Source organism: Flavobacterium sp. WC2421 (genome assembly GCF_040822115.1).
In the GTDB taxonomy this organism is placed as follows: domain Bacteria; phylum Bacteroidota; class Bacteroidia; order Flavobacteriales; family Flavobacteriaceae; genus Flavobacterium.
Window position 1 is genome coordinate 2,464,762 of sequence record NZ_CP162004.1, and the last position, 13,218, is coordinate 2,477,979.

The 13,218-nt window shown below is 34.7% G+C and carries 11 protein-coding genes; 4 read left to right on the plus strand and 7 right to left on the minus strand.

Translation table 11 applies throughout. From position 1 onward, the window contains the following. Positions 1–186 precede the first annotated feature (186 nt). The 6 genes from AB3G33_RS10585 to AB3G33_RS10610 form a co-directional block, all read right to left on the minus strand. On the minus strand, positions 187–828 hold the full coding sequence (locus AB3G33_RS10585) for a hypothetical protein (RefSeq protein ID WP_367769131.1): 642 nt from the start codon (positions 826–828) through the stop codon (positions 187–189). A 101-nt stretch (positions 829–929) separates the two neighbouring features. Next, a complete protein-coding gene (locus AB3G33_RS10590) occupies positions 930–1,415 on the minus strand; it encodes an ATPase (protein ID WP_367769134.1) in 486 nt (161 codons plus the stop codon). 160 nt (positions 1,416–1,575) lie between these two features. Further along, positions 1,576–2,496 carry a transcriptional regulator gene (locus tag AB3G33_RS10595; protein ID WP_367769136.1) on the minus strand — a complete coding sequence of 307 codons (921 nt, stop codon included), beginning with the start codon at positions 2,494–2,496 and terminating at the stop codon, positions 1,576–1,578. A 69-nt stretch (positions 2,497–2,565) separates the two neighbouring features. After that, positions 2,566–2,856: a helix-turn-helix domain-containing protein gene (locus AB3G33_RS10600; RefSeq protein WP_367769139.1), complete on the minus strand. Its 291-nt coding sequence runs from the start codon at positions 2,854–2,856 to the stop codon at positions 2,566–2,568. A gap of 391 nt (positions 2,857–3,247) precedes the next feature. Beyond that, a complete protein-coding gene (locus AB3G33_RS10605) occupies positions 3,248–4,081 on the minus strand; it encodes an RteC domain-containing protein (RefSeq protein ID WP_367769142.1) in 834 nt (277 codons plus the stop codon). A 121-nt stretch (positions 4,082–4,202) separates the two neighbouring features. Then, positions 4,203–6,650, minus strand: coding sequence for an aminotransferase class I/II-fold pyridoxal phosphate-dependent enzyme (locus AB3G33_RS10610; RefSeq protein WP_367769144.1), 2,448 nt, complete (start codon positions 6,648–6,650; stop codon positions 4,203–4,205). A 257-nt stretch (positions 6,651–6,907) separates the two neighbouring features. Between AB3G33_RS10610 and AB3G33_RS10615 the strand changes: the two genes are divergently transcribed. From AB3G33_RS10615 to AB3G33_RS10630, 4 genes are all read left to right on the plus strand, one after another. After that, positions 6,908–7,285, plus strand: a complete 378-nt coding sequence (locus tag AB3G33_RS10615) for a hypothetical protein (RefSeq protein WP_367769146.1) — start codon at positions 6,908–6,910, stop codon at positions 7,283–7,285. 37 nt (positions 7,286–7,322) lie between these two features. Next, the gene (locus tag AB3G33_RS10620; RefSeq protein WP_367769149.1) at positions 7,323–8,234 is read left to right on the plus strand and encodes a helix-turn-helix domain-containing protein; all 912 of its coding nucleotides are present in this window, start codon (positions 7,323–7,325) and stop codon (positions 8,232–8,234) included. Between the two features lie 167 nt (positions 8,235–8,401). Then, positions 8,402–9,943, plus strand: coding sequence for a MauE/DoxX family redox-associated membrane protein (locus tag AB3G33_RS10625; protein ID WP_367769151.1), 1,542 nt, complete (start codon positions 8,402–8,404; stop codon positions 9,941–9,943). 78 nt (positions 9,944–10,021) lie between these two features. Further along, a complete protein-coding gene (locus tag AB3G33_RS10630) occupies positions 10,022–10,288 on the plus strand; it encodes a DUF6520 family protein (RefSeq protein ID WP_074722541.1) in 267 nt (88 codons plus the stop codon). A 305-nt stretch (positions 10,289–10,593) separates the two neighbouring features. On the opposite strand, the gene AB3G33_RS10635 is transcribed toward AB3G33_RS10630, so the two are convergent. Continuing rightward, positions 10,594–13,218: a prolyl oligopeptidase family serine peptidase gene (locus AB3G33_RS10635; RefSeq protein ID WP_367769154.1), complete on the minus strand. Its 2,625-nt coding sequence runs from the start codon at positions 13,216–13,218 to the stop codon at positions 10,594–10,596.

A 13,218-nucleotide genomic window follows, 5' to 3' on the forward strand; every position in this document is an offset into this window, starting at 1 on the left:
AGTTTCAAGATTGTAAAAGTAATAATAAAATTTATAAATTTTAGATTTATCTATTTTGATTTGCTTAAGATTTAATATAGTAAGGCCAAATCCTTGTGTCAATTTGTTCGTGGAAAGCGGTACAAAAATTATTAATCTTACGGTATTCATCAATTGCAAAAGTGAAAAATTAGAAATGAAAATTAGTTATTTTTTTGCTTTTTTCAACAAATTTAAATCATAACTATACAATTGAGAATCATACAAATATACTATTCCGTCTTCATTGTCATCCGTTTGTGCCAATTGAACAAAATTAACGTTTTTCTTCATTGAATAATGTTCTAATACATCTGTAATAATAAAAATTGCTTGTTCCAAAGTTTTATTGCTGCAATGTAAAGTGTAATTGTTTAGATATACAATGAGATCCAGTTTTGATTTTTCATCATCATAATCCAGAGCTAAAAATTTGAGGTCACTTGTTTTTAAAATAATATCCTGGAAAATATAAGGTTTATCAAGATCATTCATAATTTCCTCAATTCTTTCGGTTGGCTGGATGAAGGCGGTGAATTTCCAGTTTCTTAATTGTGGAGCATTATCGACTAAATTAATTACTGGGCTGAAATAATCAGGGTTACCATTGGCGGTTATAATGAGTTCGGATTTTGTATTACCCTTTTTTGGAAAAACAATCAGAAAGTCAATTTCCTTGCAATAGTAGCTGAGGTTTTTGCTTATCCAAAAACTGATGTGTTTTTGGTTTAAAGGGGTTTCGTTGATAAGGTTTTTGATGGTTTGATTGTTGTCTTGGAACCAGTTCCAGAAGGTGTTGATTTTTCTCATGATGAAAAAGTTTAAAGTTTAAGATTTGAAAAGTTTAAAGTTGGTTTTCGATACCAATTTTTACTCAAAGTGATGCCATTGCTTCGATCCTCGCAATGAATTTATCTTTTGTCTGTGGTGTTTTTATCGAATGTGATTAGGTTAAACATGGCTCTCATTCTGGAGCGGAGGCGGTTGCCGTAGTTGTTTTCGATTTCGGAGGCGGAAAGATTAGTGGTAATGTGCGTGACAGATTTGTTTTCGACAAACTGTTCGTAGCGGCTGATCAGTACCTCAGCCATGACGTTGCAGTCGTTACCGAAGTGCTTGATTTGCTGTTCAGCACCCAAATCGTCAAAGCAATAACCCGTTAGTCGCGATTGATTGACTTGCTTTAACGTGTAGCAATTGATGGCCTCAAAGCCATTTTTGGCAAATTCAAAGGAGACTTCCCTGCATGTTTTGATTTTATAGTCGGAGCTTTGATATGCAAAAGGTCGTATTAGATGCATTAGCGACGTTTTTCCGCAACCAATTGCTCCAGAGACCAGAATACCTTTTGACAGATCGATTTTTAGTTTTAAGGCTGTTTTCTCGTCTTGAATCATATAAATCAACAATTTGTAGATGGTAGGATAATCCGCTTCGCTAATTTGAAATGAATTTCCGTAGGTCGTTTTTCCTTCGTTTTCGAGGTATAGTAGACATTTTTGAAAATTATATACTTTGAAACCTTTATGTATGACGAAGGTTTCACGGACGGATGATTTACAATGGTTCGTCATAGTTTTTTTGTGTTGCCGTGTGCAGGTGCATCGGTTTTGGTTGGGAATTGTAATCGGATTGTGGAGCATTTACAGCAAACTTAGCAGTGTTGAGCATCCAGTTTCGTGCTGCTGCTTTCCAATCTTTCATTTTTGTTTTTCCGCCTACGAGCCAACCGATGCTAGAGTAGTAGTTGAAAAACTTGTTGGCTTCCGTTAAGGAACTTTCCTTGAAAGAGAAGTATTCCAGTATCATTTCGAGTGAAGGCTTCTCGACTTCGCTCGAAGTGACAATTTTGTGCAAACTGTTTTCGGTTTGATTTTCAGTGATAGTGTCAAAAATTAAATCGAGTTCAATCGGTTTTTCTTTTTTCACGCAACTTTTTTCTTTCTCCTTTTTTTCTTTAGGATTTATTAATGGATTCAAATTTTGAACAAGTTGATTTATTGAATTTTTTTTTATATCTATTTTTATATTGTTTAAAATGTTTTTAGATGTTTGTTTTTTATTATATATATATACCTGTTCATTTACCTGTTCAATGACTTGTTCATTTTTTGTTTTGGTCAAATTGTGAACGGGTTCATTTTTTGAATGGGTTGGTATAGCTAATTTTGAGTTTGTTTTTACTTCTTCAGAGAAATTTGTCATAATGATGTTGGAACAGGAATGGGGGTTAAATGTTGGGTTGTATACCATAAATCCTAAGAGCTCCAACTCTTTCATGCACTTGTGATAGGTCGCTTTTGAATTGATCTTGCTGGCTTTCATAATCTCTTCCCGCGATATGCCTGTTGGGTTCTTAAACCTATTCACGTTCCAACATTGGAAAAGTGCTAAATAGAGCGAAATGTGGGTTGGATTTAGGTTGGTTTCATAACTGATTTTATTGAAAAAACCAGTGAGGTGTTTGATGTAGTTCATTTTTTGAGAAGTACTAAGATTGAAGTATTAGGAATTAAGATCTCTGGGTCTGGATTATTGATTGATGAATTATTTAAATAAATTGGGAATTGAGTTTACTTTGTTGCTTTCCAGTACTTTGTCAATGTCTTGATTGGCGTAATAGATAGTGCCACCGATTTTGGTATAGGCAAGTGTTCCGTTGATGCGGAGGTTTTGGAGGGTTCCGGGAGAAATGTTTAGTAGTTTACGTACTTCTGTGGATTTTAGCCACTTTTTGGTTTGCGTAGTAGTTTGCGATTGAAATATTTTTTTGATTTCCTCTAATAAATCAATTTTGAAGTCTCTAAGATCTTCGACTGTGATAATTGTTGCTGCCATTTGAAAGTAATTTGATTTTGTATCTATTATGTTTTTTAGTGATACAAAATTGACTGCTTTTATTTGCTTTCTATCCCCATACGCTTCGTAGTACCGAAGAAATTTAACATTTCAATATTATTTAAAGCCTGTTTTGGGGGGTATTGGTATCTTCTAGCTGTTCTTTTTTTTAGCTGTTAAAGTTTATTATTTCCAGTTGCACTTTTTATAATGAAAAATGCCCCAATGTACTGGGGCATTAATATCTCGATTGCTCTCGATATGACATGGAAACGAATACTATTTATAAAGTTTAGAAATACTCGAAGTCCCATTACGTAAGGTGTAACAATCAATTCTAGGGCTGTATTTCTCTAGTGTATTTTTCGTACTACCGATTGGATACCGATTTTTAAAATTCGTCTTCTTTGTGGATTTTTTGTTGCAGGTTCATCATCAGTTCTTCCAGGAATTTTGTTTTGCTACTTTTACGGTCCTTAATCTCTGAATAGGTTTTATATATATTATCTATTTTAATATTGAAAAAATCTTCAAAAGAAGCCGCAATAGTATTTATATCGGCTCCCCCATGGTTCAACGCCCCATTAGAGTATAAAGCATAGATTAATTCTGTTAGTGCTGTTTTGGGTGCTGTCCAAAGCAGTACTTTGTGTTTTTTTTCGTCAAATAGCATTGAGTTTCCAGCATTGAGTTTTTGCATTGCTTCGCGGATGTAATGAATGAAACGGTACATTGCCTTTATTTTCGCCCAGAGCATGTCATGTGAAGAGGAAAATTCGGGGTATTGGTAATAATCCGTCATTGGAGTGAAAGGAAAACTATTACCTGGGTTTCTTGTGAAAAATTGATGATCAATATAGGTGTATCCTTGCTCCATATAATTAACAAAGTCCAGATTGCGAGAAAAGAACTTATTGATTTTTCGCATTTCCTTTTCGAAAAATTCTATTTGATAGGACGTGCCTGCTTTAGGTTTGCGGAGTTCGCAAGAACGCAGTTCTGTAAAATAGATAAGGTAACTCATTGGAAGGGGTTTGATATTTTTAAAAAAATCAATCTCGTCAGGTGTCGTTTCAAAATCGTTTTGCTCGACTTTCTCTTTCATGTCAGCTAGTGTTTTGTTACATAAATGAATACCATCAGTTGCTTTTTTAAGATGATTTTCGTCAGAATTAATTATCAATTTAAGTTTTTCATCAAACTCTTCTACAGTAATTTTTAGCATAGGTTTTTGGTTTATCCTTTCCCCAGCCCCTCCGAAGGAGGGGAGTGAGAAAAAGAGGAGGGGAAAATTGGATTGATTTTTGTTTTTTAGTTGTTTTGCAATAAGTTGAAAAACTCAAATTTTATTTAGTTTTTGAATGTGTTTTATCTTCGTTTTGAATTGTACCCATTAATTCCATGGAAAAATTATCTCGGGCTTGAATATAGGCTACTTTTGGAATTATCGTGGCTCCCAGTTTTCTTTTCTCGAAAGTGGCGGATACCCCAAAATCGATTTTACTTAAGTTTAAGTACCGAGCTCGTTTGATTGCCTGAAAAAGTAGTTGTCGGTAGAGTTGGAATTCTTTTGCATAGGAATAGTCCATTCCTATTAAAGCAGGAACATAGGTATGTTCTGTGTTTTTATAACAAAATAGAATTCCGATTAATGGGTTTGTGATTTCTTCTTTTTCTTTATTTTTGAGATATAACAATATAAATTCCCATTGCCGATTACTCTCCATTTTTTTAAATACGTCTATTGGATAGGTAAATGTATTTATAGCATGATTGTTATTTTTTACATTCTGATACAGATAATATGCTTGTTCTAATTCTTCATCTGATAATTGATCTTTTATTACAATATCGAAAGCTTGTTCAAAAGGTACTATCTCTTTAAAGAAATGCTTTCTGGAGCGGGAGGAAAGGGTCGCCGAAAATTCTTCGGTACTATTCCATTTACTATTTTGTATAATGCAGGTTTCCGGCATGCTTATTTTTAAGAAGCCTTGATTGTGAAAAATACGATTCAATTGTTGGTCTTCTTCGAAATCTCTTAAGACGAGCATGTCAGCATCTAATTTATGGTATACTAATTCCACTTGTTCCAGCAAAAGTACTATTGCTTCTTCTGCTAAGGGGTGTGTTTTATTGATGTAACAGTGATTGCCTTCTGTGAATAAGGAACCCATTCCCAAGACTTTTGAAGTCAGGTATAATGGATTTTGTTTTCTTTTTTCTTCTAGTTGAAGTGAAATCGATTCAGGTGCCAGCATATCGTCCTTCCAAAGTCCATAAGTAAAAAAAGTTGCTAGTATGGGAATTTCATTTTTGTCTTTTATTACATAATAATGAAATTCCCAATTATTTTCAGGGGACTTTGTATTTGAAAAAGCATTTTCCAAAAAAGATAATCCTTCCCAGTCGAATGTGCTTTGTTTTCCTAAAAGGTTATTCCAGTTTTGCTTGTCTATTTTTTTTATGGATGTTTCGTACTGTACTATTAAGTTAGATTTTGGCTCTTCATTTTCTATTTGAGGCATTGTTTCAGGGATGCCAAATGCCTTTTTTACTTTGTGAAGGCTATTACCTGATTCTTCCAAGGCTTTAGGAAAATGGAATTCCATTGCTTCTACTAGTGCTTTTATTTCTTCTTTTTGATTGTGGCGGGAAAGGGTAATACGAATACCCGTGTTTTTGATTGGTACTGCGGGGTATATTGCGGGATTTACATAAAAACCTTCATTAAAGAGTCTTTGTACCATTTTATAAGCGGTCAACGGCATAGCGGTACCTAAGAAAAATACTGGTGAGTTATTCAGATCAATCATTGGAAGGGTGGTTTTTTCCAATAATGATTTGAAATATTCTATCTTTTCTGATAAATCGCACTGTAAGCTCGTGATTTCGGTCGAAAGATGAATGTCAGCCGAAGCAATTGCGGCTGCTACAGAAGCGGGTTCCAGTTGTGCAGAAAAAGTAAGTGGTCCACCAAAGTTTTTAATTTTTTCACGCAGTCGATTATCTGTGCAAAGTAAAGTCGCTCCACTGGCACCAAATGTTTTGCTCAAAGTACCGAACAGTAAAACATTGTCTGGTAAATTTTTTAAAACATCCAATACGTACCCAGTGCCATTTTTTCCTCTCCAGCTCATGCCATGTACATCATCAAAGTACAGGTGTAGCTGCGGGTATTTTTTACACAGTTCCATCAAATTAGGTATTGGAGCGAAATCGCCAAACATGGAATATACCCCATCAGCCATATACCATATTTTATTGCATCGTGTAGCGAGGTATTTAATTTTATCTTCAAGCATATTCAAATTATTATGTCTAATCATTTCTACCGGGATGCCTCTTATTTTTAATAGTTGACAGGCATTTTGAACACTCCAATGTACCTGGTGGTCTAAAATTACTCCGTCTTCATCTCTTACCACTGTTGGAATTACTGCCAAATGACCTAGTGTACTGTTTTTAGTTATTATAGGTGGGATTCCATACATCGTTTCAATTTTTGATTCCAGCTCATTGTATAATGGATTGGAAATGTAAGTTTTGGATAGGGGGAATTGTGTACCATAATTTTGAATAGCTGCTATTGCTGCGTCTTTGAGCCGGATGTCTTGTTCTAGCCCCAAATACCCTGTCGTGCCAAAATGAAACATTTTTTGCCCTTTTATCTGTAGGGTACGTCCATTCAAAATTTGATCTTCAGCATAAAGGTGAAGTACGCCTTCTTTTTTTGCTCCAGCGATCACCTCATCGACGGTGTCAATGAAGCTGTTGTGTTTGATTTTTGCCATATTATTTTGGTTTTAGTTGTTTAAAAATATAACCACCTGAATATCTCTTACAAGTTTGATATTTGTGGCGTAAAACTCTGAATAAAAAGCTAATGAGATTCAATGAATTATAAAAAAATCCTTTTATGACAACAGATACTCCCGATTTGATAACATTTGTGATTATTTGTATCAAATTGTGTGTGTTTAATTTAAATTGTATTATTTTTAATATTTTTTTTGCTAAATTGTGGCGTTTTATTTAATTTTTTTAAAAAATGATGCATACTTTTCAGGATAATGAATTTGCTCAATTTTGGATTCATAACGAGATTCTTTTCTTTAAATACAAGCCTAATGTTGTCATTAATTTAACAGCAGCCCAACGCATCGTTGGTGATCGAATTCAGTTACAAAATGAAATGGCTTATCCTATTTTTTGTGATATTAGAGGGATTGTAGATTCTGACAAAGCTGCAAGGGACTATTTGGCGCAATCGGGTTCTATTCTTACCAAGGCAGTAAGTCTGGTAGGGCACCAAAGTGTTTCCTTAAGTATGATCTCATTTTATCTCAAAATATGTAAGCCAAGTGTTCCGACTAAGATTTTTACTGATGAAGCAGCTGCTTTAGTTTTTTTGGAAAAGTATGTCTAGTGGGCGGATATTTATTTATGACTAATATTTACACATTATGAATCAAGAAATTAATCTGCAGCGTATGCGCAGTATGTCTCAAATGCTTCTTGAAATGGCAGGAGGTAATTTTAGTAATCGAATTCAAAGAACAGAAGAGGATGATGAACTAGAAGGATTAGTTGTGCTTATGAATATGGTTGCCGAGGAAATGAAGGAGTCTGTTTTTCACGCGGGTTTTATAAATCCTCATCATTCCTACAGGAATCTAGTTCAAAGTACTTTTATCTTAGATGAGTGTTTTGTCATTAAAAGTTATAATTCCGAAGCCTCTGTTTTATTAAACTTAACTCCTGATTTGTTATATGATACGTTATTTAAGAATTTGTTATCCGAAGATTCATTGTGTTTTTGGAATCGTTTAGAAGAAGAAATATTGTTAGACCCTGACTATCATGCTACAGTGCAATTAATTTATATTGCGCAAAATAAATTATTAGTTCCTGTGTATTGTACTATTTCAAGGCTAATGAACTGCTCAAAAATTTTAATTAGTTTCGTAACTACCGTAGTAGAAGAAACTATTTCGAAATCTGCTATGATTACTCCAGAAAGTAAAGATCTACCGATTTTCTTAAGTAGACCTTCGGATATATTAATAATTCAAAATGTTTATGATTATATTTTAGAACATTTGGATAGTCCGTTACCTTCTGTTAAGGAACTCTCTTATATTTTTGGTACGAATGAAAATAAATTAAAATACGGATTTAAGCAACTCTTTCGGACGAGCATCTACCAATTTTATATCATTGAGCGGTTGAAAAAAGCGCATCTTTTAATTCAGCAGACCAAAATTCCTTTAAAAAGTATTGCTACTATGACAGGCTTTAACACTTATCCTAATTTTTCGAAAGGTTTTAAAAAGCATTTTGGGTATACTCCGATGGATATTAAAAGAAAATTTTGACAGCAGGAGGAAAGAGGAAAGAATAAAGAAAATAGAGAAAAGAATAAAGAGGAAAAAAGTATAATGTAGAAAAACTCCTTTTTTGACAAGTTATACTCCCGATTTGCTTCACTTTATTTATTTGTTTTTTGGAATTTTATATCGGATTAAATTTAAAGTTTAGCGATATGAAATTATCTTCCTCCACAGAAAGTATTATTGTCAAAGGTGTTAGCTTGCTGTATGCTGTATTGTTTGTTTACGCAGCAGTTAGTAAACTACTTGATTTTGAGAATTTTCAGGTTCAGCTAGGGCAATCACCCTTACTAAGTGCTTTTGCGAGTTGGGTTTCATGGGCTGTCCCAATTATTGAATTGCTTATTTCCTTACTTCTGATTTTTCCAAAATATCGACTTATTGGATTCTTTTCCGCTTTTAGTTTGATGATTCTATTTACTACTTATATCATCATTATTTTAAATTTCAGTTCTTTTGTTCCCTGTTCCTGTGGGGGTATTCTTGAAAAGATGAATTGGACTCAACATCTTATTTTTAATATTGTTTTTGTTTTGTTAGCTTTAGTTGGGATTCTAATACTAGGGCAAAATGAAATAACGGCACAAGTCAAAAAATGGAAACCTATTTTTATAGCTCTTCCAATCGTATTTGTTTGCAGCATTTCCGTTGTGATTTTACTTTTTATAGTATCAGAAGATATTATTCATCATCGCAACAATTTTATTCGTCGTTTTCCTCACCACCCAATATTAAAAACACATGAAAAGGATATTCATTTTAATTCTTATTATATAGCGGGAATAGCTGATGGGAAAATATATTTAGGTAATATTACTGCCCCGTTAAATATACTTGTTTTAGATACAAGCTTGCAACATCAAGAGCGATTCGTGATACAGCTTAAAAATGAAAATATTGCTTTTCGAAGAATTGCTCTAAAGGTTAAACCTCCTTATTTCTATGTTTTTGATGGAACAGTCCCAACTATTTTGAGTGGAAGTATCAAAGATTGGAAAGCATCACAATTAATGAAAGGCAAAGCTTATTTTTCTTTATCTGAGCCCATTAATTCGAAAACTTTTGTTTTTCGAGCTGTAAGCAGTACAATGCATAATTCTATTTTAGGACTTTTAAGGATTAGTGATACCATTCAAGTAAGATTAGCTCCTCATTTATTGCAAAAACAAATTGATGGACTTTTCGATACAGACGGGATGCTTTTGTATAACGAACAACTTCAGAAAGTTATTTATACCTACTATTATCGCAATCAATATCTTGTCATAGATACTAATTTAAAGCTGAATTATATAGGACATACAATTGATACGACTAGTCGTGCTCGTATTAAAGTAGCTTACATTCATTCTAGAAATCAAAGCAAACTTTCAGCCCCTCCGTTATTAGTTAACAAAGGCACTTCAACTTATGGGAATTACCTTTTTGTGAATGCTGGTTTAATGGGATTGTATGAGCCGGAAGAAATGTGGCGAACTGCTTCTATTATTGATGTTTATGATTTTAGGCATAAACGTTATGATTTCAGCTTTTATATTAATAATGAAGAGCAACATAAGATGGAACATTTTCAGGTTGTGGATAATTTAGTAGTTGCATTAATCGGTCATAAAATTGTTACGTATCGTTTGTATAATAAAGGGTTTCATCCGGCAAATTTTAAATCAAAAATGGGAAATACAATAGGCCTATAAAAACATACTGCGCGGTGTCAGGAAATCGATCGAAAACCTGTAAAAAAGAGTAGATCAAAAACTTTTAATTTAAATATTATGAAAACACGTATTGTACAAAAGGCGTTGCCTTTTGCAGCTATTGTTTTAGCAGTAGCAGGGGCTTTTGCAGCCAACATTTCCAGAACCAATGTCAGCACTTACGCTGATGTTAACGGACGAATTCCTTCCACTTGTGCCGAAACAAGTGTTGTTTGTTCGGATAATTTTAATCCACAAATGTGTACTAATGGTGCTCAACAGTTGTACAAACTAAATGCAGCAGGTACAGCTTGTCCTCAGGCTCTTTACAAAAAGATTCAGTAGGACTTCAACAACCCTATATTAATTAGGGGAAATGGCAATGCCGAACTTGAAAATTTCAGGTTCGGCATTGTTTTTTACCCTCTCACAGACCATTCAATAGTAGGGAGTGAACAAGTGTACGTATCATTTTCGTTTTACCCTGTCCCTAAAGGGAGTTGAAAATATTGCGCTTTATCTTTTTAAACTCCCTTTTTAGTTTTGACAAAGTGCATTGATTATTTTCGTTTTGCCCCGTCCCTAAAGGGAATCGAAAATTTGGAGTTTTTCATAATAAAAGAGGAATTTAGTAAGTAGCAATCCGTTGTTTAGATTCTTTTTGTGGAAAAAGGGATTCCTTTAAGATACAAATCGAACCATTCTTTTACTCTTGTATCGAGGTCTATTTGTGATTCGGGTTTACCAATGGCATGGCCTTGGCCGGGATATACCAGAAACGTATGTGGTTTTTGCAGTCTTTGTAACGCTAAATGTAGTTCGATGCTTTGCGTCCAATTCACGTTAGGGTCTTGCTGGCCCGTCCAAATCAACACTGGTGTATTTATGGAGGAAGCGTGTGCTATAGGTGAGTTTTCAATATATCCTTTGTAATTGTCAAACAAAGAGGCACCCATTCGCAATTGTGCGGATTCATAGCGCCACATATGGGAGCGCTCGCCACTGGATTCCATACTTAAATAATTACTGACTAGATCTGTACAGGCGGCACCCACGACTGCTGTTGCAAACCTATTAGTTTGTGAAATAATATAAGCAGTCTCATATCCTCCAAAGGAACCGCCTATCAAACCAATGTGATTGGATTCTACGATGCCCTTCGCTAGAACAGTATCAATAGCTTCTTGTACGCATGAAACGGCAGATTGTCCTGGTGTTCCTACTTCATAGGCAATGTCTGGATAGAATACTAAATAGTCATCGAATGTATAATTAGTTGGATTAAACCCATCCGAATTGTATTGTGTAGGATTAATATAGTGATGCATCATTCCCGATTGTCTTTCGTATAGGTGAACAATCATAGGATATTTTTTACTAGATTGAAAACCTGCAGGATAAAATAGTACTCCTTTCAAGGGTTGTCCTTTTTGGTTTGTATAAGAAATCAGTTCAGCATGTCCCCAGGAGAATTTATCCTGCTGCGGATTTGTTTTCAATACCAGCTGCTCTTTTTTCATGATTTTGCTCCAAAGCTGTAATTTTGGTGAACTCTCAAACGACTCTTCTTTATACAGATATTTTTCACTTTGCTTTGCCTTTTTCAGCATGCTGATTCTTGCCTTTTTATATACCATCACATTGCACTGACCATTGCTTTCCAAGTAATAATATCCTGAGGCTTTATTATCGCCCAAGGCTTCAAGTATCGTTCCTTTAGTAAAGTTAAAAGTACGGGTTGGTAAATTAGATGAGGTATTTATGATGTCATTTTCATTTTGGTAGATTCTGAAACGAATTTTTTGCTCCCGACCTTGGGTTAGTCTTTTGGCGTTTTCCCCATCTGGAGTTACTGTCCAAATATCATACTGGTCGTACACAATAAGCTTACCGTCCTGTGTCCAACCCGGACTACCATAAGGTGGCGTTGCTCCTGGCTGATCGAATTCCAAGTTATAAACGGCTGAGGGAATTAGTGTTGTAACATTGGTCTGTTTTTTCAATATAGGATCGTATATCCACCATTTTTTATCTTTAAAGTAATTGATATACCTGCCCTGTGGTGGTGCTCCTATATTTCCAATGGAATGGAGCTGTTTCTTTACTACTAAACTGCTTTTTCCTGTATTTAAATCGGTCAGGTAGAAGTCGGGTATTGCCTCAAATTCATATTGAGGTTCATATGCTTGATTATTAAATGTCAATGCATAGTTTTGATTCCCAGTTAACAATACGTTTGGCAAATCATCTGTTCCTATTTGGACTATTTTATTTTCCTCTGGCCACCATACTGCCAATTTAGGAATATGGGAAGGGTCTAGCTGTTGACCATGATGTACGCCTGTTACAACACTACTCCATATTTGCACTATTTCGTTTTCTTCCTTTTGAGGAACTGCAGCAGCTAGGTAAAAGAAGATTCGTTTGCCATCTTCTGAAATTTCAAGCGGCACGCGAGCAAAGGGAATTACAATATGTTTGTCTTTAAAGAAATCTGTCGACAATAATGGGTCTAAAACTACTATTTTAGGTTTTTGTTCTAATTGGGTTATGTAGTATAGCTTGTGGTTTTTTAGTTTAGCGGTCACGATATTAGATTCCTGTAAAAAGGAGAGTACATCGCCTTTACTATTCCACGTAAGGTATTTAAAATCCCCTTCTTTTTCTTGAACTAATGTCGCACTATTAAAATTGGAATTCATTCGAATCAGCTTCACTGTATTTTCTTTTGGTGTTACGTAGGCTAAAAGAGTACCATCCCCATTAAAACGATATTCTGAAACTCCATTGATCGTCTGTTCTTTACCCGTTTGTAAATGGAGTATGTGGAGAGACTCTTCCTTCTGTGATTCCTGTTTCGTTAGAACTACATATTTTCCTCCAGCTACAAACTCATATTTGGAAATGTTTTGAATCCATTGCAGTACACCCGATTTTAAGTTTAGTAATGCCATTCCTTTCTTTGAATCTTGCGCAATCCACCATTTACTGTCTGGACTAAAAAGTCCATTTTCTGCTGTTGGAAAATACTTTTTCTTCGCAGTTTGTGTGTTTTGTACAAATAATGTGTCCTGTGCTGAATGATAATTCAGTTTGTAGCTTATCCAATTTCCATCTTCTGAAATTTTTTCATCTGAGAGGGTACTCCATAATGGATAGTCTGCGGGTTTAAGTTGCCTTTTTGAAAAGGATTGGCTCCAAGAAGAGCCAATCCCAAGTATCAAAAGGAGAAAAATCCAGTTCGTATTCCCTTTTAAATTCATCCTCTTATTCAT